This window comes from Aeromonas enteropelogenes (assembly GCF_020097295.1).
Classification (GTDB): domain Bacteria; phylum Pseudomonadota; class Gammaproteobacteria; order Enterobacterales; family Aeromonadaceae; genus Aeromonas; species Aeromonas enteropelogenes.
This window is the reverse complement of record NZ_CP083625.1, coordinates 3428986-3453912: the sequence shown is the minus strand read 5'-3', so window position 1 is coordinate 3453912 and position 24927 is coordinate 3428986. Positions and strand designations below refer to the sequence as shown.

Annotated in this window: 19 protein-coding genes; 6 read left to right on the top strand and 13 right to left on the bottom strand. The window is 59.6% G+C overall.

The window, feature by feature from the left end; translation table 11 throughout:
* From LA321_RS16025 to LA321_RS15980, 10 genes are all read right to left on the bottom strand, one after another.
* Entirely contained in the window at nt 1–1245 is a 1245-nt protein-coding gene (locus LA321_RS16025) for a response regulator (RefSeq protein ID WP_042069323.1), read from the bottom strand.
* The gene (locus LA321_RS16020) at nt 1229–5179 is read right to left on the bottom strand and encodes an ATP-binding protein (protein ID WP_224212219.1); all 3951 of its coding nucleotides are present in this window, start codon (nt 5177–5179) and stop codon (nt 1229–1231) included. Before LA321_RS16020 ends, LA321_RS16025 begins: the two co-directional genes overlap by 17 nt.
* A gap of 53 nt (nt 5180–5232) precedes the next feature.
* Nucleotides 5233–5529 (bottom strand): integration host factor subunit alpha, encoded by a 297-nt coding sequence (gene ihfA / locus LA321_RS16015; RefSeq protein WP_005300715.1) that lies wholly within the window; start codon nt 5527–5529, stop codon nt 5233–5235.
* Nucleotides 5530–5532: 3 nt separating this feature from the next.
* Nucleotides 5533–7920 carry a phenylalanine--tRNA ligase subunit beta gene (gene pheT / locus LA321_RS16010; RefSeq protein WP_042069322.1) on the bottom strand — a complete coding sequence of 796 codons (2388 nt, stop codon included), beginning with the start codon at nt 7918–7920 and terminating at the stop codon, nt 5533–5535.
* A gap of 12 nt (nt 7921–7932) precedes the next feature.
* Nucleotides 7933–8916: a phenylalanine--tRNA ligase subunit alpha gene (pheS, locus tag LA321_RS16005; RefSeq protein ID WP_026456847.1), complete on the bottom strand. Its 984-nt coding sequence runs from the start codon at nt 8914–8916 to the stop codon at nt 7933–7935.
* 323 nt (nt 8917–9239) lie between these two features.
* Nucleotides 9240–9596: a 50S ribosomal protein L20 gene (gene rplT / locus LA321_RS16000; protein WP_026456846.1), complete on the bottom strand. Its 357-nt coding sequence runs from the start codon at nt 9594–9596 to the stop codon at nt 9240–9242.
* Nucleotides 9597–9611: 15 nt separating this feature from the next.
* Nucleotides 9612–9809, bottom strand: coding sequence for a 50S ribosomal protein L35 (gene rpmI, locus LA321_RS15995; protein ID WP_005300673.1), 198 nt, complete (start codon nt 9807–9809; stop codon nt 9612–9614).
* 86 nt (nt 9810–9895) lie between these two features.
* Nucleotides 9896–10426 carry a translation initiation factor IF-3 gene (gene infC, locus LA321_RS15990; RefSeq protein ID WP_234923365.1) on the bottom strand — a complete coding sequence of 177 codons (531 nt, stop codon included), beginning with the start codon at nt 10424–10426 and terminating at the stop codon, nt 9896–9898.
* Nucleotides 10427–10447: 21 nt separating this feature from the next.
* Entirely contained in the window at nt 10448–12376 is a 1929-nt protein-coding gene (thrS, locus tag LA321_RS15985) for a threonine--tRNA ligase (RefSeq protein WP_042069320.1), read from the bottom strand.
* Nucleotides 12377–12610: 234 nt separating this feature from the next.
* A complete protein-coding gene (locus tag LA321_RS15980; protein ID WP_042069318.1) occupies nt 12611–13198 on the bottom strand; it encodes a tetratricopeptide repeat protein in 588 nt (195 codons plus the stop codon).
* Between the two features lie 172 nt (nt 13199–13370).
* Between LA321_RS15980 and LA321_RS15975 the strand changes: the two genes are divergently transcribed.
* Complete coding sequence (locus tag LA321_RS15975; protein ID WP_042069317.1) at nt 13371–14426, top strand: PA0069 family radical SAM protein; 1056 nt, start codon at nt 13371–13373, stop codon at nt 14424–14426.
* 52 nt (nt 14427–14478) lie between these two features.
* On the opposite strand, the gene LA321_RS15970 is transcribed toward LA321_RS15975, so the two are convergent.
* On the bottom strand, nt 14479–14634 hold the full coding sequence (locus tag LA321_RS15970) for a hypothetical protein (protein WP_167335314.1): 156 nt from the start codon (nt 14632–14634) through the stop codon (nt 14479–14481).
* Nucleotides 14635–14819: 185 nt separating this feature from the next.
* Complete coding sequence (gene gyrA, locus LA321_RS15965) at nt 14820–17567, bottom strand: DNA topoisomerase (ATP-hydrolyzing) subunit A (protein ID WP_042069314.1); 2748 nt, start codon at nt 17565–17567, stop codon at nt 14820–14822.
* Between the two features lie 184 nt (nt 17568–17751).
* Between gyrA and ubiG the strand changes: the two genes are divergently transcribed.
* The 5 genes from ubiG to yfaE all read left to right on the top strand — a co-directional run bounded on the left by ubiG (nt 17752) and on the right by yfaE (nt 23564).
* Nucleotides 17752–18468, top strand: coding sequence for a bifunctional 2-polyprenyl-6-hydroxyphenol methylase/3-demethylubiquinol 3-O-methyltransferase UbiG (gene ubiG / locus LA321_RS15960; RefSeq protein WP_042069312.1), 717 nt, complete (start codon nt 17752–17754; stop codon nt 18466–18468).
* Nucleotides 18468–19154, top strand: coding sequence for an HAD family hydrolase (locus tag LA321_RS15955; RefSeq protein WP_042069311.1), 687 nt, complete (start codon nt 18468–18470; stop codon nt 19152–19154). The genes ubiG and LA321_RS15955 overlap by 1 nt, the downstream gene beginning before the upstream one ends.
* Nucleotides 19155–19770: 616 nt before the next feature.
* The gene (gene nrdA / locus LA321_RS15950; protein WP_042069308.1) at nt 19771–22038 is read left to right on the top strand and encodes a class 1a ribonucleoside-diphosphate reductase subunit alpha; all 2268 of its coding nucleotides are present in this window, start codon (nt 19771–19773) and stop codon (nt 22036–22038) included.
* Between the two features lie 63 nt (nt 22039–22101).
* Nucleotides 22102–23235: a class Ia ribonucleoside-diphosphate reductase subunit beta gene (gene nrdB / locus LA321_RS15945; RefSeq protein ID WP_026457495.1), complete on the top strand. Its 1134-nt coding sequence runs from the start codon at nt 22102–22104 to the stop codon at nt 23233–23235.
* Nucleotides 23232–23564: a class I ribonucleotide reductase maintenance protein YfaE gene (gene yfaE / locus LA321_RS15940; RefSeq protein WP_042069306.1), complete on the top strand. Its 333-nt coding sequence runs from the start codon at nt 23232–23234 to the stop codon at nt 23562–23564. The genes nrdB and yfaE overlap by 4 nt, the downstream gene beginning before the upstream one ends.
* Before the next feature lie 181 nt (nt 23565–23745).
* On the opposite strand, the gene mltA is transcribed toward yfaE, so the two are convergent.
* Nucleotides 23746–24897 carry a murein transglycosylase A gene (mltA, locus tag LA321_RS15935; protein WP_042069303.1) on the bottom strand — a complete coding sequence of 384 codons (1152 nt, stop codon included), beginning with the start codon at nt 24895–24897 and terminating at the stop codon, nt 23746–23748.
* Between the last annotated feature and the right edge of the window lie 30 nt (nt 24898–24927).

Sequence of the window (24927 nt, the reverse complement as noted above, 5' to 3'; positions counted from 1 at the left end):
CTACCAGCGCCCGGCCATGCCGCGATCACGCCACGGCTCGATATCGAGCAGGTTGTAGGGGTCGTCAAGATAGATGGCGATCCCGAGCTCGCGCACCCGCGCCATGAAACGCCCCTGCAGGGAGTCCGGACTCAAGGACTCCAGCTCGGGCAGCATCCCCTGCCCGACCAGCAAGGCCTCAAGGGGCAGGCGTTCCAGCAGATCAAAGGGAAGGTGCTGGCTGTTGTCGAGCACTAGGGCCAGCTTGCAGCCAGCCAGACTGGCCTGCAGCACCAGTGCGAAGCGTTCGGCGTTGGTGAGCAGGTGATCCCGGCGATGGATCAGCAGCGTCAACTCCGCAGGCTGGCGAGCCTGTTCGCCCAGCCACTCCCTCAGGCTCTCCCATCGGGTCGGCAGGCCGCTCACCGTCAACCAGACCGGCGCGGTGGTGGAAGGATGGGAACGCGGGCTGAGTTGCCCCAGCACCTCCCCCCGCCAGGTACGAATGGTGCGGCGATGGCCGCTCAAGCGGCGCTGGCGCAACGGACCAAGATAGAGCGCGCGCAACAATCTGAGCAGTTCATCGGTATCGAGGGGCTTGGCAAGAGCGGCCATGACGTTGAAGCCGGCATCGTGCAACAAGCGGCGCGCCCCGTTGAGCAGGGTCTGCTCATGGGCGGACAGCAGCACAATCGGCAACCCAGCCTCACGCAGCTGGGGCTGCCCCATCAGGACGCTGATGGCATCCTGCTCCACCAGGCTGAGATCGCAGATCAACATGCGGATCTCCCCGTCGGCAAGGGCCGTCAGACAGGCCTGTTCCTCCTGCACCCACTGGCAGGGGATCCCCAGCTCGGCAATGGTCTGTTGCAACTGCTTGCCCTGAAACGGGTGATCTTCGAGCAGCAGGATCCGCTGCGCCGCCAGCCAGTCACCCCAACGGCGATAACTGTCGGCAAGCCCGGCCTGCCACTCTTCGTCAATGGCATAGATCCCCACATGGCCTTGCAGCTGGGCAAGATCGCCGGTTTGCCGGTGAGAGGCGGGATCATAGATGGCGATGGCACCGGCCGTGAAGAGCCCCTCCCACTGCCAGCAGGCATCGGGCTGGGTACGGTGCAGTGCGACATAGTCGGGCAGTGCGCATCCTTTTACGTGCTCATAGGAGGCACGATCCAGGGTATATAAGGTGATGGGTCTAAAGCTGGCCAAGCCGGGCTCTTCCGAGTTGAGCAACGCCAGTAATTCTTCATCTGTGATGATCATCTTGAGCTCTCTTGGTGAAATGGCGACTGACCTCGTCCAGTGCCCGGGACAACCTGGCCTGGAGGAAAGAGTGGCGAGCACGCTGCCACTCTTCAATCACCGCGACTATGGGGGTAGCTCCCACCATTCTGGCGGCCCCCTTGACCTTGTGTAAAGTGGCTTCCACCCCGGACGTGTCCTTGTTGGCCAGGTGCAGCACCAATTCGGCGAGATCCCCCCGGGTTGTTTCCAGATAAAGCGCTATCAGCTCATCGGTCAGCATGGGAGAGGGGGCCATCTCCCACTGCGCGTCTGTCTTCTCTGACTGCTGCCCGCCTCCCAGCTGCTGCAACAGGGTTGCCAGCTCCCGCAGAGCCACGGGTTTGTCGAGATGCCCATCACAACCGCAGGACTGCAACTCAAGGGCTGCCTGCTCGCTCAGATCGGCGGTGATGATATAGGCAGGCAGATGGCGCCATTGGGGGGAATGACGCAACGCCCGGCACAGTTCGGCCCCGTTCATCACCGGCATCTGCAGATCGGTCAGCACCAGATCGACCTCCTGCTCTGCGAGGATCTGCAGCGCCAGCTGACCGTTGGCCGCTCCCACCACCCTGGCACCCAGTTGTCTTAGCTGAAGGGTAATAAGCTCCCGGTTGACGTCATGATCTTCAACCAGCAGCACCCTGATATTCAATCCTGGCTGGAGGTCGGCCACCGGTTCATCGGGTACCCATTGCGGCTGCAGCAGGCTGATCAGGGTGCCTGGCACCCAGGACTCCCCAGCCCACTGCCAATGCCACAAACCGCGCTCGTCCTGTCTGGCCTCCAGCACATCGGCGCCATCCGGGATCACGTTGACGCCAAGTCGCGCCAGCCAGGGGATGAGAGACTCAGCTTCATCCGACGGCATCACCAGCGCCAGCTGCCGTACCTCGGGTTGCCAGTGGGGAGTCTGCCGGATCACATCAAGGGGCAACTCGCAGAAGAAGCGGCTGCCGCCTCCCTCTCTGGCCACCACATCGATCAGGCCCCCCATCTGCTCGACCAGCTGCTTGCAGATGGCAAGCCCGAGCCCGGTGCCGGGTGCCCGCAGCTGCCCTGCCACGGCAAATTGCTCGAAAGGCATGAAGAGGGTGGGACGCATCTCGGCAGTAATGCCGGGGCCCTCGTCATCCACCCCGAAGCGGAGCCTGTTACCCGCCCGGGTGGCCCAGAGCACCACCTCCCCCCGCTGGCTGAATTTGATGGCATTCGAGAGCAGGTTATGCAGGATTTGGCGGATCCGGTGAGGGTCCAGGGTTTGCAAGGCGGGCAGAGCCGAATCCAGCACCAGGCGCAGTTGCAGGCGCTTGTCGCGCGCCTTGTTCCAGTGCACCGCCGCCACCTGTTCACACAACTCGATGAAGTCGGTCGGCTGGGGGGAGAGAGAGAGTTTGCTGCTCTCGTTGCGGCTGAAATCGAGCACATCGTTGAGCAGCCCCAACAGCTCGTCCCCCGCCTGTCGCACTCGCCCCAGCGCCGAGCTCTGTTCCTGAGTGAGCGGCGTGCTGGCAAGCCACTCCAGCAGGCCGAGGATGGCGTTCATGGGGGTGCGGATCTCATGGCTGACTGCGGCCAGGAAGCGCCCCTTGGCCAGCACGGCCTGCTGCGCCTGCTCGTGGGAACGTTGCAATGCCCGCTCCTGCTCGATGCGCGCGGTCACATCCTGCATCACCGCATAGACGCGCCACCCCTGTCCCTGGCGACGGCCACGGCCATCAAGCTGCAACCAGCGCTCCTGATGCTGCGGATGACGATAGCGCAAGGTATGGACGAAGGGTTTGCCCGCTTGCAGCCGCTCCTGCATGGTATCGCGCAACTGGCGCAGCTCGTGACGGTCCAGCTGGGCAAAGACCTGGCCGGGATCGCGCCGGATCTGCTGGCTGGCCAGCCCAAGCAACCCGTAGCAGCCCCGACTGATGAACTCTATGCCCTGGACCCTGCCATCTTCGAACAAAAACTGCAGCACCACGCCGGGCACAGTATTGGTCAGGGCCCGCAGCCGCCGCTCCGCCTGGCGCAGGATACGCGCCCGCTCCTGCAGCGCGCTGATATCAGAGAGGGCGATAAGATCGGTCACCGGAGTCTGCTTGTCCCGCGGCAGTGGATGCTGCACGAAGGCGAACACCTGATCTCCCAGTATCAGCTCCCCCTCCTCCTTGTGGGCTTGTACCGGAGGCAACGCCAGCTGATCGCCATATCGAGTGGCCAGGCGCCGCCCAAGCTTGTTCGACTTGATGATCCTGCCCTGGCTGTCCCGCATAAACACCGGTAGCGGCAGCGTCTGGAACAGGGTGTCACGCAATTCGCTTTCGATGGCCAGGGCCCGCTCGGCTACCTGGCGCTGAGCCACTTCCCGCGCCAGTTGCTGGCGGGATCGCCAGATCACGCCGATGACGATGGCGCTGATCAACAGTGCCAAACCGACGGAGCCGAACCAGGCGAGATAGCTCACCCCGGGTTGCTGCACGACGACCAAGCGGCGCCAGCGTTGATTGAGCTCATTTATCCGGTTGCGGGTCAGGGTCATCAGGCTGCGATCCAGCACGCTGGCCAGCTCGACCTCGTCCTGGCGAATGGCAAACCCGATACCAAACCTGTCCTCCATCTCCTTGATCTCGAACCCTTCCAGCAACTGGGTTCGTTGCGGATATTGCAACTGATAGAGCTCGCTCAGCATGGCATCCGCCTCTCCCCGTCGCAGCGCATCAAGCCCCTGTTCCAGGGTGCCGATGCGTATCCACTCCTGTTCCCCCAGCAGCGTCAGCAAAGAGGGATCATAGAGCGATTCGGGCACCAGGATCCGCTGCCGCTTGAGGTCCGAAATATGAGTAGCTGCCAGGGTTCCCTTGCTGATCAGCGCAAAGCGATTGATGGAGATCATCCGACTGAAAGTGAACTCATCTGCCAGGATCGGAGACTCCGGCAAGCCCGTCATCATGTCTGCCTCGCCGCTGCGCAATTTCTCGATGGCATCAGCCTTACTAAGCGCAGGCACCACCTGGTACTTCAGGCCCGTCTCCTGGGTGATCCAGCGCAGCACGTCGGCGCTCCACCCCTTTGGATTGCCCTGCTCGTCAAGGCCGCTATAAGGCATCAGCTCCGGGTTGACCACCAACCGCACGGTACGGCGGCTGCCGGCCAGCCAGGCCTGTTCGACATCGCTGAAACGGGGTTGATTGAAGGAGAGCGCGCTCTGATCGAGGTAGTGATCAAGATCCGTATAGAGGCTGCCGGCAGGCATGTAACGAATGGCGGTGTCGATGAGGCGAACAAGCTCGGGCTCTTCTCGCATCATCAGACGGTAGCTTATTACCCTGTCATCCCCGAGCAGACGGCGCAGTCGCAACCCCTCCACCGGAAACTCCTTCATCAGATAACGCAGTTGCAGGTAATCGCCAAAGTAGGCATTGCCCTGGCCACTCTTCATCGCCTCATACAAGGACTCCCCCGGTGCCAGGGTTCTGATCGCCGCCGCCGGAAAGATGTCATGCAATACCGATACGGCATCGGAACCTGCGTAAGCCAGAAAAGTGGCTTGCTGGAGCGCCCCCCGGTAGAGCACGGCAGAGTCCGTCTCCATCATGGGACGACTGAGCCAGGTATTGGGCAGATTGCTCGTCGCCGCCCCGATATGGGGAACCATGTCGCACTGCCCCTCCAGCAAGGCGCCGCGCACCGTTTGCCAGTCGGGCAGCTCCTGAAACAGAAGCGGCACCGGCAGCTGCTTGGCCAGACGGGTGATCTGATCCTTGAGCAACCCACCTTGTGCCAGCAGATAGGGTGGCGGCAGCGTGGCCGGGTAACAGAATGTCAGTTGTTTGAGAGAGTTGGCATAAGCCTGGGTGGATGGCGCCAGCGGCAGTATGGTGGCTGACAGCGGCGTTACAACCAGCGCCGTCAGCAACAACATGGAGGTTCGGATCATAGGGAAAGAAAAAAGCCAGGCGTCAGCCTGGCTCTTTGTTACTCGTTGGGTTCAACATTTTCTACCCTGGCCTTGAGTTTCTGGCCAGGCCGGAAGGTCACCACACGACGGGCGCTGATGGGAATATCTTCACCAGTCTTGGGATTACGTCCGGGACGCTGATTCTTCTCACGAAGGTCAAAATTACCGAAGCCTGAAATCTTGACTTGTTCACCACGCTCAAGCGCTTGTCGGATTTCCTCAAAGAAGGCTTCCACCATGTCTTTGGCTTCACGCTTGCTCATCCCGAGCTGGGTGAACAGGTGCTCTGCAATGTCGGCTTTGGTAAGCGCCATAGATCAATCCCTCAAGGATGCATTCAACTCTTCACCAAGGGCCCGCACGACATTGTCCACGGTCTCGGCAATCTCTTTCTCCTCCAGGGTGCGCTGGGTATCTTGCAGCACCAGGCTGATGGCCAAGCTCTTCTTGTCCTCAGCCATACCAGCGCCCTGGTATACGTCAAACAAGTTTATTCCAACTACCTGATTTCCGCCAACTTTTTTAATTACTGCGAGAACATCGCCTGCCAGAATCTGACGGTCAACAACGACGGCGATGTCACGGCGGTTGGCCGGGAACTTGGAAACTTCGGCTGCAACCGGCACCTTGGCCGGGGTCAGCTTGTCCAGCTCCAGCTCGAACATGACGACGCGGCTCTTGAGACCCAGCTTCTTCTCGAGGCTCGGGTGGATCACGCCGATATGGCCGATGACCTCGCCGCTGCGCAGGATGGCCGCGCTCTGGCCCGGGTGCAGTGCACTGTGTTCGGTACGCTCGAAGGTGAAAGTGGCGCCTTCGGCGGTCAGATCCAGTACCGCTTCCAGATCCCCTTTCAGATCAAAGAAGTCTGCCCCACGGCTCTTGATGTCCCAGTGTTCGTCGCTCTGGTTGCCGGTGATGATACCGGCCAGCATGGGCTCCTGACGGATGCCGTTCTCGGCGCTTTCATCCTTGATGAAACGCAGGCCCTGCTCGAACAGGCGCACACGCGGCTGCTGGCGGTTCTGGTTGTAGACCACCGCTTCCACCAGACCCGGGAACAAGGAGACGCGCATGGCGGACATCTCGACCGAGATGGGATTAGGCAGCACGATGGCATCGCTTTGCGGGAACAGGGTCTGCTGGGTCTTGGGATCGACGAAGCTGTAGGTGATCGCTTCCTGGAAGCCACGGGCGACCAGCAGGTCGCGCACCCGCTTGAGGGTCACCTGCCCTTCCGCCTGCTCCACCATCGCCAGAGAGGCAGCCGGTTTGAGGTTGGGGATGTTGTTGTAGCCGTAGATGCGGGCCACTTCCTCGATGAGATCTTCCTCGATGGCGATATCGAAACGCCAGGAGGGAGCCAGTGCGGTCCAGCCATCCGTCTCCACAGTCACCTGCATGCCGAGGCGAGTCAGGATCTCGACCACCTGCGCGTCCTCCACGCTGATGCCGATCACCTTGTCGAGCTTGGCACGACGCAGCTTGATAGGAGCAGCCTTGGGCAGATGATCATCGGATTTGACCTCGATAACCGGGCCCGCTTCGCCGCCGCAGATATCCAGCAGCAGACGGGTGGCACGGTCCATCACCTTGGCTTGCAGTTCGGGATCCACCCCGCGCTCGAAGCGGTGGGAAGAATCGGTGTGCAGACCGTAGGCACGGGCACGGCCGGTGATGGAGAGCGGTGCAAAGAAGGCGCACTCCAGCAGGATGTCGGTGGTGGTCTCGGACACACCAGTGCGATCGCCGCCGAAGATGCCGGCCATGCAGGCAGGGCCCTGACTATCTGCGATCACCAGGGTGGTCTCTTTGAGCTTCACCTCGGTGCCGTCGAGCAGGGTCATGGGCTCGTCAGCCTTGGCGCGGCGCACCACCAGTTCCCCTTCAAGCGTCGCCAGATCGAAGGCGTGCATCGGCTGGCCGTATTCCAGCAGCAAGTAGTTGGTGATGTCGACGATGGCGTCGATGGAACGGATGCCGCCACGGCGCAGCTTCTCCTGCATCCAGAGCGGACTCTGGGCCTTGAGGTTCAGCCCCTTGACGACGCGGCCCAGATAGCGCGGGCAGTCGGCAGGCGCCTCAACCCGGATCGGGAAAGTGGCGTCAATGGTGGCGGCAGCCGGCGTCCAGCTCGGCTCGACCACATCCACACTGTTGAGTACGCCGATTTCACGGGCCAGACCTGCGATACCGAGGCAGTCGGCACGGTTCGGGGTGAGATCCACGTCGATGGCGACGTCGTTGAGGTTCAGGTACTCACGGATATCGATACCGATGGGGGCATCGCTCGGCAGCTCGATGATGCCATCGGCTTCAACGTCGATACCCAGCTCGCTGAAGGAGCAGAGCATGCCGTGGGACGGCTGGCCACGCAGCTTGGCTTTCTTGATGGTGAAATCACCCGGCAGGGTCGCCCCTACCTTGGCCACGCAGACTTTAAGGCCCTGGCGGCAGTTCGGCGCGCCGCAGACGATGTCCAGCAGCTCTTCTTCACCTACATTGACCTTGGTCACCCGCAGCTTGTCGGCGTCCGGATGCTGGGCACACTCGACCACTTCACCCACCACCACGTTGTTGAACTGGCCGGCCACCGCTTCCACAGCGTCCACTTCCAGACCGGCCATGGTGATCTGTTCGGCCAGTGCGTTGTCACTCAACTCGGTGCGGACCCACTCCATCACCCAGGATTTACTGAATTTCATGTTCTCTCGCCCTTACTTGAACTGCTTGAGGAAGCGCAGGTCGTTTTCGAAGAAGGCACGCAGGTCGTTGACCCCGTAGCGCAGCATGGTCAGGCGCTCAACGCCCATGCCAAAAGCAAAGCCGGAGTATTTTTCCGGATCGATGCCGACCGAACGCAGCACGTTCGGGTGCACCATGCCGCAGCCCAGCACTTCCAGCCACTTGCCATTCTTGCCCATCACGTCCACTTCGGCGCTCGGCTCGGTGAACGGGAAGTAGGAAGGACGGAAACGAATGGTCAGATCTTCCTCGAAGTAGTTGCGCAGGAAGTCGTGCAGGATGCCTTTCAGCTCGGTGAAGCTGGCATGCTCGTCTACCAGCAGACCTTCGACCTGATGGAACATGGGAGTGTGGGTCATGTCGTAGTCGTTACGATAGACGCGGCCCGGCGCAATGATGCGGATCGGCGGCTGCTGCTTTTCCATGGTGCGGATCTGCACACCCGAGGTGTGAGTGCGCAGCATCAGATCAGGATTGAAGTAGAAGGTATCGTGGTCGGTACGCGCCGGGTGATGGGCCGGGATATTCAGCGCATCAAAGTTGTGGAAGCCGTCTTCAATCTCGGGACCACGGGCAACCTTGAAACCCATCTCGCCAAACAGGCGCTCGATGCGCTCGATGGTGCGGGTCACCGGGTGCAGACCGCCATTCTCGATGCGACGGCCCGGCAGGCTGACGTCGATGGTCTCGGCGGCCAGCTTCTGGTTCAGCACGGCGATTTCGAGGGCTTCACGACGCGCGTTCAGGGTATCCTGAACCTGCTGCTTGGCCTGGTTGATCACGGCGCCGGCGGCCGGACGCTCTTCGGCGGACAAGGCGCCCAGCCCTTTCATCTGCTCGGTAAAAAAGCCTTTTTTACCCAGATATTTGACCCGGATCTCGTCGAGGGCCGCGATGTCGCTGACGCCCTCAATTTCGGCCTTGGCCTGGCCGACTACTTCTTCAAGCTGTTGCATGTCTTCCTCGTCACCACTCCCGGAACAGGAGCCTTTAGGCTAAATAAGGTCAAGAGGGGAATAATACAAAAAAAGCCCCTTCGCTGACCATACTTAAGGTCCCCTTTTCTCCCTATAAATCATTTTGTTATATCAAGCGAGTCTCACTTTATCCCCTACCCTCTTTAAATAGTTTGTTTGAACATTAGTTTGTTGGCATATAAAAAGTAGAGAATGCAGGCTTAACATCACCTCTTCTGGACTTCCCATTCCTCTGGCTAGCAGAAATGGGGCAACAAAAAAGGAGGCCTGAGCCTCCTTTTATCTTTCATAACAGAACCGGATTAAGCCAGTGCTGCTTTAGCCTTTTCAACCAGGGCGGTGAAAGCCAGCTTGTCGTGAACGGCGATATCGGACAGGATCTTGCGATCGATCTCGATGGAAGCCTTCTTCAGACCGTTGATGAGACGGCTGTAGGACAGACCGTTCTGACGGGCTGCTGCGTTGATACGAGCAATCCACAGTTGACGGAACTGACGCTTTTTCTGACGACGGTCACGGTAGGCATACTGACCGGCTTTGGTTACCGCTTGTACCGCTACGCGGTAAACACGGGAACGGGCGCCGTAGTAACCCTTGGCGGCTTTCATTACTTTCTTGTGACGAGCACGAGCGGTCACACCACGTTTAACTCTTGGCATTTTTCACATCCCCCCTTATGCGTACGGCAGACAAGCGACAACACGTTTGTGGTCGGCAGCGGAAACAAAGAACTTCGGTCCCAGCTGACGCTTACGCTTGCTGCTCTTCTTGGTCAGGATGTGACGCAGGTGGTTGTGCTTGCACTTGAAGCGACCTGAGCCAGTCTTTTTGAAGCGCTTCGCAGCACCCCGGTTGGTTTTCATCTTCGGCATTTCATACTCCGCATTGTGAGTGACAACAAAATCGCAAGGCGAACCGACACATGGAGCGAGCCCCATGTGTCAATTACTTGTGGGCCTTAAGATTTCTTCTTGGGCGCGAGGACCATCACAGCTTGACGGCCTTCGACTTTCGGGAACGACTCGACTACGGCCAACTCTTCCAGATCGTTCTTGACGCGCTCCAGAACCTTGATACCAAGATCCTGGTGGGCCATTTCACGACCACGGAAGCGCAGGGTGACCTTAGCCTTGTCCCCGTCTTCCAGAAAGCGAACCAGGTTGCGTAGTTTTACCTGATAGTCGCCTTCGTCAGTGCCAGGACGGAATTTGATTTCCTTGACCTGGACGACTTTCTGCTTTTTCTTCTGTTCTTTGGTGGTTTTGCTCTTTTCGTAGAGGAATTTGCCGTAATCCATGATCCGGCAAACGGGCGGCTCAGCGTTCGGACTAATCTCGACCAGATCCACTTCGGCCTCAGCGGCCAAGTTCAGAGCTTCCTGGATGGATACGATACCGAGCGCTTCGCCATCCAGACCAGCCAAACGAACTTCTTTCAGTCGGATCTCTTCGTTGATCCGGTGAGCGCGGGCTTGCGGCTGCTTGCCCAGTTTTTTTCCGCCTTTTATAGCTTATTCCTCCACTTTCTTTTGTCCGCGGGTCTGAACTTCCTGGGTCAATAGAGCAATCAGCTCTTCAACAGGATAAGTACCCAGGTCAGCCCCTTTGCGAGTCCGTACTGCAATCTTGCCGGCTTCAACTTCTTTATCGCCGCAGACCAGCATGAAAGGCACTCGCTTCAAAGTATGCTCGCGGATTTTAAAGCCTATCTTCTCATTTCTCAAGTCCGCTTTTGCACGAAGACCCGCATCATTCAATGCTTTGGCTACTTTTACTGCATATTCGGCCTGATTGTCGGTGATATTCATGACCACTGCCTGAACCGGAGCCAACCAGGTCGGGAACAGACCGGCGTACTCTTCAGTCAGAATACCGATGAAGCGCTCGAGCGAGCCCAGTATTGCGCGGTGGATCATCACGGGCACGTGACGCTCGTTGTCTTCGCCCACATAGGTGGCGCCAAGACGGCCCGGCAGGGCAAAGTCGAGCTGCACGGTACCACATTGCCAGGCACGATCAAGGCAATCGTGCAGAGTGAATTCAATCTTGGGACCATAGAAAGCCCCCTCACCCGGCTGCAGATCGTACTTCAGACCATTCACGTCCAGCGCTTCGGCCAAGGCGGCTTCGGCACGATCCCATGCCTCGTCGGAACCGATGCGCTGCTCCGGACGGGTGGAGAGCTTGACCACGATGTTCTCGAAACCGAAGGTACCGTAAACGTCATAGACCATACGGATACAGGCAGACACCTCTTCCATGATCTGCTCTTCGGTACAGAAGATGTGGGCGTCATCCTGAGTAAAACCACGCACACGCATCAGGCCGTGCAGGGAGCCTGACGGCTCGTTGCGATGGCAAGATCCGAATTCGGCCATGCGCAGCGGCAGATCGCGGTAGGATTTCAGACCCTGGTTGAAGATCTGCACGTGACCCGGGCAGTTCATCGGCTTGATGGCGTACTCGCGATTCTCTGACTGGGTAGTGAACATGGCCTGGGCATATTTATCCCAGTGGCCGGAGCGCTCCCACAGCACACGGTCCATCATGAAGGGACCTTTCACTTCCTGATAGTCGTACTCTTTGAGCTTGCCGCGGATGAAGGTTTCCAGTTCGCGGAAGATGGTCCAGCCGTCGTTGTGCCAGAACACCATGCCAGGCGCCTCTTCCTGCATATGATACAGGTCGAGCTGCTTGCCGATCTTGCGATGGTCGCGCTTGGCGGCCTCTTCCAGGCGCTGCAGGTAGGCCTTGAGCTGCTTCTTGTCAGCCCAGGCGGTGCCGTAAATGCGCTGCAGCATCTTGTTGTTGGAGTCACCGCGCCAGTAGGCACCTGACATCTTCTGCAACTTGAAGTTGTGGCAGTGGCGCATGTTGGGCACGTGCGGCCCGCGGCACATATCGATGTACTCTTCGTGATGATAAAGACCGGGCTGATCATCACGGGCAATGTTCTGATCCAGGATCTCGACTTTGTAAGTCTCGCCACGGGCTTCGAACACGTCGCGCGCTTCCTGCCAGGAGACCTTCTTCTTGATGACGTCGTAATCCTTGGCGGCCAGCGCCATCATGCGCTCTTCCAGGGCAGCCAGATCTTCGTCGGTCAGGGTGCGGTCGAGATCGATGTCGTAGTAAAAACCGTTGTCGATGACGGGACCGATGGCCATCTTGGTCTGGGGCCAAAGTTGCTTGATGGCATGACCCAGCAAGTGGGCGCAGGAGTGGCGCAGAATGTCCAGACCTTCTTCGTCTTTGGCGGTGATGATGGCCAGGGAGGCATCGGCTTCGATCAGCTCGCAAGCATCCACCAGTTCACCGTTTACCCGACCAGCAATGCACGCCTTGGCGAGACCGGGACCGATGTCCGCGGCCACATCCATGACGGAAACAGAATGGGCAAATTGACGTTGGCTGCCGTCAGGCAGAGTAATGATTGGCATTATATGTTTCCTTATACAGTGGTGACCCGTACCAAAGGTCACATGCGGGATGGAAAATCGATTCAAAAAAGGGTGATGTTCTGGTTCTCCACAGCACTTTGCGAAGCCGGCCTGTCACGAGAACAGCGAATTTATCGAGGCAAACCAAGCCAAAACGGGGCAATCCTACCAGAAGTTGTTGCAGCTGTATCGGGTTTGTCGAGATTTTCTACAACCGGCCGGGGGCATGGCCAATTATTGCCCCAAAAGAGGCTGCCAGTTGAAATCGAAAGTGCTGTTCCCCTCCTCTGCCCGCACCAGCTCCTGCAGCACTTTCAACGCCAGTTTGTTGCCCTTCTGCGAAGCCTGATAGAGCCACTGTTTGGCCTGGGAGAGATCGACCTGCCCGCTGGCCCCCATCAAGTGAAGCACACCGACTTTGAGCATGGCGGGTACATCACCGTTACGAGCCGCCAGCTCCATCCAGTGAAATGCTTCGCGCAGATCCCGCTTTACCCCGGCTCCGCGCAGATACATTTCCCCCAGCCGATATTGGCCGAAGGCGTCCCCCGCCTGGGCGGCCTGACGATAAAGGTCGATGGCCAGGGTCATGTCCTGCTCGCTGCCCTGCCCCACCTCGTGGCTCCAACCCATCAGGGCCTTGGCACGGGGGAGCCCTTGTTCGGCAAGTGGCAACCAGACCCGAGTCGCCTCTTCAAAATGGCCGGTGCGCCAGGCCCGGTTGGCCGAGGCCATCTCCTGCTCGGTAGTGAGCGGAATGAGACGCCAGATAGCCAGACCGATGACACCGATAAACAACCAGCGGGAAGAGATGGGCTTCATGATGATTTCCGTGATCCAGTTCGCACTTTTCTTATGTAAACGAAATGTAGCGAACGGATCAAGCAAGAGATCCATTTGTCATGCTTTTTTATGCAAAGGGAGGGAGAGACTTGCACTTTGCCCTGCCGACTTGCATCATAACTGTATATATAAACAGTATTCACGCAAGACGATGGCAGGACGAGGCAGCGCTCACAATATCGATCACCGTTTCAGCGGCCCGCTTATCGAGGTGGTTGACGACGGCTGGCAGCAATCCGAGTGGGAGGCGGCCTTCACCCCAAGCCACCCGCAAACCCGGATAACAGAGATTCAGGCCCGTAGCATCATTAGCTACAACGACTCCCCCGACATTCCCTTTAGCCGCTCCATCAACCCCTATCAGGGGTGCGAGCACGGCTGCATCTACTGCTATGCCAGGCCCAGTCACGCCTATCTTGAGCTCTCCCCCGGCCTTGACTTCGAAACCCGACTGTTTGCCAAGCTCAACGCCGCCGATCTGCTGCGCAAGGAGTTCGCCAAACCGGGTTATCAGCCACAAACCATCGTCCTCGGGGCCAATACCGACCCCTATCAACCCATCGAGCAGCACTATCGCCTCACTCGCGAGCTCTTGACGGTGATGCTGGCCCATCGCCACCCAGTGGGGATCATCACCAAGAGCGCCATGATCCTGCGCGACCTCGATCTGCTGACCGAGCTGGCCCGGGAGGGCCTGTTCCAGGTGATGGTGTCAGTCACCACCCTCAATGAAACCCTCAGACGACAGCTGGAACCGAGGGCCAGCAGCGGAGCCGGCCGGCTCAAGGTGATCGAGAAGCTGACCCGGGCAGGCGTGCCGGTCGGGGTGCTGGCCGCCCCCATGATCCCGCGCCTCAACGAGCCCGAGCTCGAGCAGATCATCAAGGCCGCTGTCGCGGCTGGCGCCGGCTGCGCCGATTACATCTTGCTGCGCCTCCCTCACGAGCTGACCACCCTGTTCAGCGACTGGCTGGATGAACACTATCCGGGCCAGAAGGAGGCCATTTTGAACCAGTTGCGGGCGAGCCGGGGCGGCACCCTCAACAGTTCAGCCTTCGGCACCCGCATGCGCGGTCAGGGTCAGTTTGCCGATCTGCTTGCCCAGCGCTTTCGCCTCATCAGCAGGCGCCTTGCGCTCGGCAAGCGGCACATTCAATTACGGCGCGATCTCTTTATGCGTCCCGGGGAACAGCTCAGCCTGTTTTAATTCCGATCATGATGGCAGGCCCCTGAACTTGACCCTCTTGCGAGGGGGCGGTTCAACCGGGCTGATCTCTCCGCCCCTGCGTCAGCAGTTCGACCGGCAGTCGCGAGGGTTCATGAGCGACCTCGTGCTCTTCCTCCCTTGCATGCAGCATCTCTGGCTCGCCCCATACCCGGTTCCACCAGATCTCCCATGTGATCCAACTGGTCATATGCAGCTCCTTGTAACAGTAATAACAGGGATAACTCGCTGGTTGCCGTATCAGGATGACACTCCCCGATGACAAGGGCATGACAGCCACTCACCTCGGTTTCACGCCTGGCTGACACCAACCACGCGCAAATAAAAAGAGCGACCATGAGGTCGCTCTTTCTTCATCAGGCAAACGGAGAACGATTACTCGTCGCCCGCCTCCCCGGCATCGACAGCACCGGTGTCCGCTGCGGTATCAGTGCCTTCGGACACCTCACCTTCCACGGCCACTGCGTCGTTCTCGTCCTCGTCGCTCTCGGCGATACGCTGCAGACCGACCACGGTTTCGTCCTCACCGGTACGGATCAGACGCACACCGCCGGTGTTGCGACCGATGACGCTCACCTCGGCAACGCGGGTGCGTACCAGGGTGCCGCCATTGGTGATCAGCATGATCTGGTCGGTATCCTCAACCTGGATCGCATCGATCACCTTGCCGTTGCGCTCGTCCACCTTGATGGAGATAACGCCCTGGGTACCGCGGCTCTTGGTCGGGTATTCATCCAGCGCGGTACGCTTGCCGTAGCCGTTCTCGGTGGCGGTGAGGATGGCACCTTCGCCACGGGGCACGATAAGGGATACCACACGGTCACCGGCGCCCAGCTTGATGCCGCGCACACCGGCAGCGGTACGACCCATGGGGCGTACGCCCTTGAAGGTGCCCTTGCTTTCGGTGCCTTCGCCGTTGTCGCTACCATCATCGTCGTTGCCGGCGTCGTCGTCGGTGTCGACCTCGTCAGTGGCATCGGCATCAGCGCGACCGCTGCCTTCCGCGAAGCGAACAACCTTGCCCGCATCGGAGAACAGCATGATCTCGTTGCTGCCATCGGTGATGTCCACCCCGATAAGCTCATCACCCTCTTTGAGGTTGATGGCGCGAATACCGGAGGAGAGCGGACGGCTGAAGTCGGACAGGCTGGTCTTCTTCACGGTACCGTTGGCGGTGGCAAAGAACACATACTTGTCGGCGTCATACTCCTTGACCGGCAGAATGGCAGTGATGCGCTCACCCTCATCCAGCGGCAGCAGGTTGATGATCGGACGACCGCGGGCGCCACGGGATGCCTCCGGCAGCTGATACACCTTGAGCCAGTAGACCTTGCCACGGGTGGAGAAGCACAGAATGGTGTCGTGGGTGTTGGCCACCAGCAGACGCTCTACAAAGTCCTCTTCCTTGATCCGGGTGGCCGACTTGCCACGACCACCGCGGCGCTGGGCCTCGTAGTCGGAGAGCGGCTGATACTTCACGTAACCCTGGTGAGACAGGGTCACGACCACGTCTTCCGGAGTGATCAGATCTTCGATGTTGATCTCGGCACTGGACATGCTGATCTCGGTGCGACGCTCGTCGCCGTACTGCTCGCGCACGGCCAGCAGTTCGTCGCGGATCACTTCCATCAGGCGAACCGGGCTTGCCAGGATGTGCAGCAACTCGGCGATGAGCTCCAGCAAAGATTGGTACTCTTCCAGGATCTTCTCGTGCTCGAGGCCGGTCAGCTTGTGCAGACGCAGGTCAAGGATGGCCTGGGCCTGCTGCTCGGTCAGGTAGTAGTGACCATCGCGAATGCCGAACTCGGGCTCCAGCCACTCGGGGCGGGCCGCGTCGTCACCGGCTTTCTCCAGCATGGCAGCCACGTTGCCGAGCTCCCAGCCTTTGGCAACCAGGCCCGCTTTCGCATCCGCCGGGGTCGCGCTGTGGCGAATAAGCTCGATCACCGGATCGATGTTGGCCAGCGCTACCGCCAGACCTTCCAGGATGTGCGCCCGATCCCGCGCCTTGCGCAGTTCGAACACGGTCCGGCGGGTCACCACTTCACGGCGATGCAGCAGGAACGCATCCAGGATCTCTTTGAGGTTCATCACCTTGGGCTGGTTGTTATCGAGCGCCACCATGTTGATGCCGAACGTGGTCTGCATCTGGGTGTGTTTGTAGAGATTGTTCAGCACTATCTCGCCGGACTCGCCGCGCTTGATCTCGATAACGATGCGCATGCCGTCCTTGTCGGACTCATCGCGCAGGGCGCTGATGCCCTCGATCTTCTTCTCTTTGACCAGCTCGGCGATCTTCTCGATCAGACGAGCCTTGTTCACCTGATAGGGGATCTCGTGGACGATGATGGTCTCGCGACCACTCTTATCGTCCACTTCCACCTCGGCCTTGGCACGCACATAGATGGAGCCGCGACCGGTACGGTACGCCTGCACGATGCCGGAGCGACCGTTGATGATGCCGCCGGTGGGGAAATCAGGCCCGGTGATATAGGTCATCAACTCGTCGATGGTGAGATCGCCATTCTCGATCAGCGCCAGACAGCCGTTGACTATCTCGGTGAGGTTGTGAGGAGGAATGTTGGTCGCCATGCCCACCGCAATACCGGAGGAGCCGTTGACCAGCAGGTTGGGAACCTTGGTGGGCATGACAGCCGGGATCATCTCGGTGCCGTCATAGTTGGGCACCCAGTCCACGGTCTCTTTGTCCAGATCCGCCAGCAACTCATGGGAGATGCGGGCCATCCGCACTTCGGTATAACGCATGGCGGCGGCGCTGTCGCCGTCGACCGAACCGAAGTTGCCCTGACCGTCGACCAGCATGTAGCGCATGGAGAAATCCTGCGCCATCCGGACGATGGTGTCATACACGGCACTGTCGCCGTGCGGGTGATATTTACCGATTACGTCACCGACCACACGGGCCGATTTTTTATAGGGCTTGTTCCAGTCGTTCCCCAGCTCGTTCATTGCATACAGAACGCGGCGGTGAACCGGTTTCAAGCCATCACGCACATCCGGCAGAGCTCGTCCTACGATCACGCTCATGGCGTAATCAAGATAGGAACTCTTGAGCTCTTCTTCGATGTTGACCGGCGTGATCTCTCTGGCCAGATCGCTCATAGAAAGCCTTAATCCCTAATTAGTTGTTCTTTGGCTTAAACAGCGCGACATGGTAACACACCAAGGCGAATTTCTTAAGCCACAAATCGGGCTGGTTTGACAAAGTCCGTCCGTTATAATGCCCGCCAGGACAATAGATTGCGCGCGACTCCCCCTCGCGCCCTTGCCACAGGATCTTCGAGAAATGAACAGTGACGCCAATGTCGATCTGACCGAAATCGCCAAATTTGAAGCCATCGCCTCCCGCTGGTGGGATATGGAGGGAGAGTTCAAGCCCCTGCACCAGATCAATCCGGTGCGCCTTGACTGGATCACCGACAAGAGCGGCGGCCTGTTTGGCAAGCGCGTGCTCGACATCGGCTGCGGTGGCGGCATCCTCTCCGAGAGCATGGCCCGCCGCGGTGCCAGGGTAACCGGCATCGACATGGGCAAGGAGCCCCTCGGTGTGGCCCGTCTGCACGCCCTGGAGCAGGGGGTGGAGCTTGAATACCGCCAGATCACCGCCGAGGCTCACGCAGCCGAAGCCGCCGGCCAGTACGACGTGGTCACCTGCATGGAGATGCTGGAGCACGTGCCGGATCCGGCCTCCGTGCTGCGCGCCATCGCCACCCTGGTACGCCCGGGCGGCAAGGTGTTTGTCTCCACCATCAACCGCAACCCCAAGTCTTACTTGATGATGATCGTCGGGGCCGAATACCTGATGAAGATGGTGCCCAAGGGGACTCACGACCACAAAAAGTTCATCACCCCGGCCGAACTGTGCCGCATGGGTGAAGCAGCAGGCCTCCTGGTACGCGACATGAGCGGCGTTCACTACTCTCCGCTCACCAACCACTTCAAGCTCGGCCGCAACGTCGACGTCAACTACATGGTGGAATTTGTTCGCCCGGAGCAGAGCTGATGGCAGATACCCCTCGGGCCCCCCTTCGCTGCGTGCTGTTTGATCTGGACGGCACCCTGCTCGACACGGCGCCGGATCTCGGCGCCGCCGTGAACCATGTGCTGGTAAGTGAGGGCTTTGCGCCCCTCTCTGACGACATCATCCGCCAGACCACCTCCCATGGAGCGCTCGGGTTGCTCAAGGCAGGCCTTGGCGACGAGCTGCTTGAGGAGCTGGGGGCAACCCGCCTGCGCACCGCCCTGCTCGACCACTATGCGGCCAACCTCTGCGTCGGTACCCGCCCCTATGAGGGAATGGTGGATCTCATCGAATGGCTCGACGAGCGGCAACTTCCCTGGGGCATCGTCACCAACAAGCCGGGTTTTCTCACAGAACCCCTCCTGGCCGCCCTGCCCGAACTCGCCAGCTGCGGCGTAACGGTCAGTGCCGACACCCTGCCGGTGCGCAAACCCGACCCCGCCCCCATGTACTTTGCCTGCGAGCAGCTGGGGGTCGATGCCGCCCACTGCCTCTATGTGGGAGATCATGTGCGAGATATAGAAGCGGGTCGCAATGCAGGGATGCGCACCGCCGTCGCTGGCTGGGGTTATCTGAATGACAATGAGGATCCCGCCGACTGGGGCGCGGATCTGCAATTCGATACCGTGCAGGCGCTGCACCACTGGTTACGCTACGAGCTGGGCTGATCCTGCGATCATCCAAAAGCGGGCAACATGTTGTCCGCCTTTTTTATGCCCGGACAATCCCTATACCCTGCCGTATAGCCATCCCTTATTGATGGATAAAAAAGGCACCTTACCCCTACCGCCATACTCATATGAAAAACCAAGGCGCCTCGCAGTCCCCGGGTCCACCATACCTGCATCAGCGCCGCGAAGAAGCGCGACCGCAACAACTGGACAGCTTTTGTCCCCTGTTGCATAAGGGATAATCAGTGTTCTGGCGCTAGTAAAATCCCCCCTCTTTCGCAAGCAAAAAAAGTTATTTAAATTTTCCATCTTCGATCTGGATACTTGCATTTGACGAAGCGGACGAATGAAAACCCGCTCACTGTGAGCGATCACTAACAGCGGTCGCAACACTCACAATTTATCCACAGCAAGCCAGTTATCCACACATTGCATTGAGGGGCTGACCTCACTATCTTGTAGCTCGAAATCAAAATAACACTATATCTTGTGATTCATCGCACAATCTCTGCCCAATTCCGCCTCAAGTCGGTGTCAGCACGGCAGCATTGTGCGATGGTTTTTCGGGAATCAACCGATGCCGGCAGGTATCAATGAAAGGGGTCATCAGCCAATGAACTTGTTTGTGACGAAGCGTAACGGACACAAAGAACCCATCGATCTGGATAAAATTCACCGCGTGCTGGACTGGGCCGCCGAGGGTCTCGACAACGTGTCGGTCTCCCAGGTGGAGCTCAAGTCCCATATCCAGTTCTATGACGGCATCCGTACCGCCGACATCCACGAGACCATCATCAAGGCGACCGCTGACCTTATCTCCGAGCAGACCCCTGACTATCAGTACATGGCTGCCCGTCTGGCCATCTTCCACCTGCGCAAGAAGGCCTACGGCCAGTTCGAGCCGCCCCACCTCTATCAGCACGTCGCCAAGCTGGTGGACATGGGCAAGTACGACAAGCACCTGCTGGAAGACTACACCCAGGCCGAATACGAGGAGCTCAACGCCCACCTCGATCACTGGCGCGACATGAATTTCTCCTACGCCGCGGTAAAGCAGCTGGAAGGCAAGTACCTGGTCCAGAACCGCGTCACCGGCGAAATTTACGAGAGCCCGCAGTTCCTCTACATGCTGGTGGCGGCCTGCCTCTTCTCCAAGTACCCGAAAGATACCCGTCTGGACTACATCAAGCGCTTCTATGATGCGGTCTCGACCTTCAAGATCTCGCTGCCGACCCCGATCATGAGCGGCGTGCGCACCCCGACCCGCCAATTCAGCTCCTGCGTGCTGATCGAGTGCGACGACAGTCTGGACTCCATCAACGCTACCGCCAGCTCCATCGTGCGTTACGTCTCCCAGCGCGCCGGTATTGGCATCAACGCCGGCCGTATCCGTGGTCTGGGCAGCCCCATCCGTGGCGGTGAAGCGTTCCACACCGGCTGCATCCCCTTCTACAAATACTTCCAGACTGCGGTCAAATGCTGCTCCCAGGGCGGCGTGCGCGGCGGTGCGGCCACCCTCTTCTACCCCCTGTGGCACACCGAGGTGGAGAGCCTGCTGGTACTGAAAAACAACCGCGGCGTGGAAGAGAACCGGGTCCGTCACATGGACTACGGGGTGCAGATCAACAAGCTGATGTACCAGCGCCTGATCAAGGGCGGCGACATCACCCTGTTCTCCCCGTCTGATGCTCCGGGTCTGTATGACGCCTTCTTTGCGGATCAGGACAAATTTGAAGCGCTCTACGTCAAGTACGAGCAGGATCCGAGCATTCGCAAGAAGACCCTCAAGGCGGTGGATCTCTTCTCCCTGATGATGCAGGAGCGCGCCGGCACCGGTCGCATCTACATCCAGAACGTGGATCACTGCAACACCCACAGCCCGTTCGATCCGAGCGTGGCGCCGGTGCGCCAGTCCAACCTCTGTCTGGAAATCGCGCTGCCCACCAAGCCGCTCAACAATATTGATGACGACAACGGCGAGATCGCCCTGTGCACCCTCTCCGCCTTCAACCTGGGCGCCATCGACAAGCTGGAAGATCTTGAAGAGATGGCCGATCTGGCTGTGCGCGCCCTGGACGCCCTGCTCGACTATCAGGACTACCCGATCGCCGCCGCGAAGAAAGGCAGCATGGGTCGCCGCACCCTGGGTATCGGCGTCATCAACTACGCCTACTACCTGGCGAAAAACGGTGCCCGTTACTCTGACGGCTCCGGTCTGGCCCTGACTCACCGCACCTTCGAGGCGATCCAGTACTATCTGCTGAAAGCCTCCGTGCAGCTGGCCCGCGAGTTCGGTCCCTGCCCGCTGTTTGGCGAGACCACCTATGCCCAGGGGATCCTGCCCATCGATACCTACAAGCGGGATCTGGACACCATCTGCAACGAGCCGCTGCACCTGGATTGGGAAGCCCTGCGCGAAGAGATCAAAACCGTGGGTCTGCGCAACTCCACCCTGACCGCCCTGATGCCGAGCGAAACCTCCAGCCAGATCTCCAACGCCACCAACGGCATCGAGCCGCCGCGCGGCCTGGTCTCCGTCAAGGCATCCAAAGATGGCATTCTCAAACAGGTGGTGCCCGAGTATGATCGCCTGAAAGATCAGTACGAGCTGCTGTGGAAGCAGCCGAGCGTGGATGGCTACCTGCAGCTGGTCGGTATCATGCAAAAGTTCGTGGATCAGGCCATCTCGGCCAACACCAACTACGATCCGGCCCGTTTCGAGGGCAACAAGGTGCCGATGAAGCAGCTGCTCAAGGATCTGCTGACCGCCTACAAATACGGCCTCAAGACCCTCTACTATCACAACACTCGTGATGGTGCGGACGACACCCAGACCGATCTGCAAGATGACGGTTGCGCGGGTGGGGCCTGCAAGATCTGATAAACCGGGCGGGAGCATTGGCTCCCGCTCTCCCGTTTTCTCTATTCACGTATTCTGGTAACCATGGCCTACTCAACTTTCTGCCAAACCCAAAACGACCAGCTCAAAGAGCCGATGTTTTTTGGCCAATCGGTCAACGTAGCCCGTTATGATCAACAAAAGCACGAGGTGTTCGAGCGCCTGATCGAGAAGCAGCTCTCCTTCTTCTGGCGCCCGGAAGAGGTGGACGTCTCGCGGGATCGCATCGACTACCAGGCCCTGCCTCCCCACGAGCAGCACATCTTCATCTCCAACCTGAAGTACCAGACCCTGCTGGACTCCATCCAGGGCCGCAGCCCCAACGTGGCACTGCTGCCGCTGGTCTCCATCCCGGAGCTGGAAACCTGGATTGAAACCTGGGCCTTCTCGGAGACCATCCACTCGCGCTCCTACACCCACATCATCCGCAACATCGTCAACACCCCCGCCCAGGTGTTCGATGACATCGTCACCAACGAACAGATCCTGAAGCGCGCCGGCTCCATCAGCCACTTCTACGACGATCTCATTGAGGCGACCGCCCTCTACAACCTGCATGGTGAAGGCACTCATCTGGTGGCGGGCCGCGAGGTGACCATCACCCTACGCGAGCTCAAGAAGAAGCTCTATCTGTGCCTGATGAGCGTCAACGCCCTGGAGGCGATCCGCTTCTACGTGAGCTTCGCCTGCTCCTTCGCCTTCGCCGAGCGCGAGCTGATGGAGGGCAACGCCAAGATCATCAAAATGATCGCCCGCGACGAAGCGCTGCACCTGACCGGCACCCAACACATGCTGAACCTGATGCGCAGCGGCCAGGACGATCCCGAGATGGCAGAGATCGCCATCGAGTGCGAGCAGGCCTGCTTCGATCTGTTCAAGGAAGCCGCCATTCAGGAAAAAGAGTGGGCGGAGTACCTGTTCCAGGACGGCTCCATGATCGGCCTGAACAAGGACATCCTCTGCCAATACGTGGAGTACATCACCAACCTGCGGATGGCCGCAGTGGGCCTGCAGCCGGCCTTCTCCGGCACCAAGCAGAACCCCATCCCCTGGATCAATACCTGGCTCTCCTCCGACAACGTGCAGGTCGCCCCCCAGGAAGTCGAGGTGAGCTCCTACCTGGTAGGCCAGATCGACAGCGAAGTGAATGCCGACGATCTGGGTGACTTCGAGCTGTGAGTGACGCCGTCGGCACTCTGGACACGTCACCGGCTCCGACCCAGGCCGAAGCATCCTCCCCCCGGGTTCATACCCGGGATGGGGCTGTGCTGCACGCCCATCCGGGCGAGAGCGTACTGGAGACCCTGGAGCGCCACGGCCACAGTGTCGAGTTCCAGTGTCGCAGCGGCTATTGCGGCGCCTGCCGCACACCGCTGTTGGCCGGCAAGGTGCACTACCCCAGCGTGCCGCTGGCCTTTGTCTCCCAGGGCGAGTGCCTGCCCTGCTGCTGCAAGCCGGTGGGTGCCATCCGTCTCGATATCCAGACCCTCGATAGCCAGAAAGAGTGACCTCGATCTGCATTCGTGAAGTGCTCGACACATAGCCCAAACAAAAAACCGCCGGATTGCTCCGGCGGTTTTTTTATGGCGTTTTCTGCCCGGTTCGAGCAATGGCAAGAGGAAACCACAGGCCTGTATCAGACGGTCCTCTTACCTGCTCTGCCTCCCTTATCTGCTCTAAAGCACCGATTTACAACCAGGGCGCGGCGGTCGGCCCGTGGTGCAGGCCCAGCTTCCAGACCCGGCCAAAGTGCTTGTAGTGACCGGCCGCAACCCCGGCCTTCTCGCCCATGCCATGGTAGAGATCGAGGTGACCCTTCTTCACCGCCCCACCCACATCCAGCGCAATCAACAGCCGCAGCTGGTGCTTGCCGGTCCAGTTGCCCGCCTTGTCCAGCAGCGGCACCTCCGCCAGGATGGGGGTGCCCATCGGCAGCAGGGTCTTGTCGGCGGCCACTGCCGCCATGGGCAAGAGCGGAATGCCGGCGGCGCCGACCACGTCATTGGTGGGACGGCGTTCGAAGAAGACATAGGAGGGGTTCTGCTCCACCAGTTCCTTCACGTTCTCCTCCGGCTGGCGGTTGGCCCACTCCTTGATGGCCTTCATGGACATCTGCTCCTTGGGCACCTCGCCCCGGTCGATCAGCACGCGGCCGATGCTCACATAGCCGTGACCATTCTTGCCGCTGTAGCCCAGATATTGCAGTTGATCGTTGTCCCCGTAGTGGACAAAGCCCGAGCCCTGCACGTCCATCAGGAAGTTGTCGATAAGGGATTTACTGTACCCCAGCTCCAGCCCCCGGTTGGCCAGCGCCCCACGATGGATCTGGGCCCGGGTCGGACAACGGCTGCCGCAATTGGGCATGGCGTAGATGGGATACTTGTAGTTGGCATCCGGACGGTGGCGCACCTCCAGCACCGGCGAGTAATAGCCGGTGAAGAGCACGTTGCCCATGCGATCGGCACCGCCCAGCTGGGCCAGGCTGATGCCGTAACGGGTGATGTCGGCGGGATGGCCGCCATTGGCGACCCAGCGAGAGAGCTGGTGATAGAGCTCGCCATAGCGGCTCGCCATGCGGCCGGAGCGATCCAGCACCTGCCTGCTCTGCTGAGCGAACCTGCTGTAATCGGCGGGAGCCTGGCTGTTGACCCGCTCCACCCGCACCAGATCATCCGGCAGGAAGCCGTCCAGATACTGCTTGCCCAGATTCTCCGGCACCTCGCAGTTGAGAAAACATCTGTTGTCGGCCTGTGTTTTGGGCGTCTCCGCTTGCTCGGAGTTGCCTGCACAACCGGCCAGCCCCAGCACAGCGGCGGTCAGCCAGTACGCGTGTTTGTTCATATGTCCTCATATAACACCAAGAGCCATGCT

What these genes read in the sequence shown, in the direction of transcription:
- LA321_RS16025 (WP_042069323.1), bottom strand. Translation starts at nt 1,245, where the DNA reads ATGATCATCACAGATGAAGAATTACTGGCGTTGCTCAACTCGGAAGAG.
- LA321_RS16020 (WP_224212219.1), bottom strand. Translation starts at nt 5,179, where the DNA reads ATGTTGTTGCTGACGGCGCTGGTTGTAACGCCGCTGTCAGCCACCATA.
- ihfA (WP_005300715.1), bottom strand. Translation starts at nt 5,529, where the DNA reads ATGGCGCTTACCAAAGCCGACATTGCAGAGCACCTGTTCACCCAGCTC.
- pheT (WP_042069322.1), bottom strand. Translation starts at nt 7,920, where the DNA reads ATGAAATTCAGTAAATCCTGGGTGATGGAGTGGGTCCGCACCGAGTTG.
- pheS (WP_026456847.1), bottom strand. Translation starts at nt 8,916, where the DNA reads ATGCAACAGCTTGAAGAAGTAGTCGGCCAGGCCAAGGCCGAAATTGAG.
- rplT (WP_026456846.1), bottom strand. Translation starts at nt 9,596, where the DNA reads ATGCCAAGAGTTAAACGTGGTGTGACCGCTCGTGCTCGTCACAAGAAA.
- rpmI (WP_005300673.1), bottom strand. Translation starts at nt 9,809, where the DNA reads ATGCCGAAGATGAAAACCAACCGGGGTGCTGCGAAGCGCTTCAAAAAG.
- thrS (WP_042069320.1), bottom strand. Translation starts at nt 12,376, where the DNA reads ATGCCAATCATTACTCTGCCTGACGGCAGCCAACGTCAATTTGCCCAT.
- LA321_RS15980 (WP_042069318.1), bottom strand. Translation starts at nt 13,198, where the DNA reads ATGAAGCCCATCTCTTCCCGCTGGTTGTTTATCGGTGTCATCGGTCTG.
- LA321_RS15975 (WP_042069317.1), top strand. Translation starts at nt 13,371, where the DNA reads ATGGCAGGACGAGGCAGCGCTCACAATATCGATCACCGTTTCAGCGGC.
- LA321_RS15970 (WP_167335314.1), bottom strand. Translation starts at nt 14,634, where the DNA reads ATGACCAGTTGGATCACATGGGAGATCTGGTGGAACCGGGTATGGGGC.
- gyrA (WP_042069314.1), bottom strand. Translation starts at nt 17,567, where the DNA reads ATGAGCGATCTGGCCAGAGAGATCACGCCGGTCAACATCGAAGAAGAG.
- ubiG (WP_042069312.1), top strand. Translation starts at nt 17,752, where the DNA reads ATGAACAGTGACGCCAATGTCGATCTGACCGAAATCGCCAAATTTGAA.
- LA321_RS15955 (WP_042069311.1), top strand. Translation starts at nt 18,468, where the DNA reads ATGGCAGATACCCCTCGGGCCCCCCTTCGCTGCGTGCTGTTTGATCTG.
- nrdA (WP_042069308.1), top strand. Translation starts at nt 19,771, where the DNA reads ATGAACTTGTTTGTGACGAAGCGTAACGGACACAAAGAACCCATCGAT.
- nrdB (WP_026457495.1), top strand. Translation starts at nt 22,102, where the DNA reads ATGGCCTACTCAACTTTCTGCCAAACCCAAAACGACCAGCTCAAAGAG.
- mltA (WP_042069303.1), bottom strand. Translation starts at nt 24,897, where the DNA reads ATGAACAAACACGCGTACTGGCTGACCGCCGCTGTGCTGGGGCTGGCC.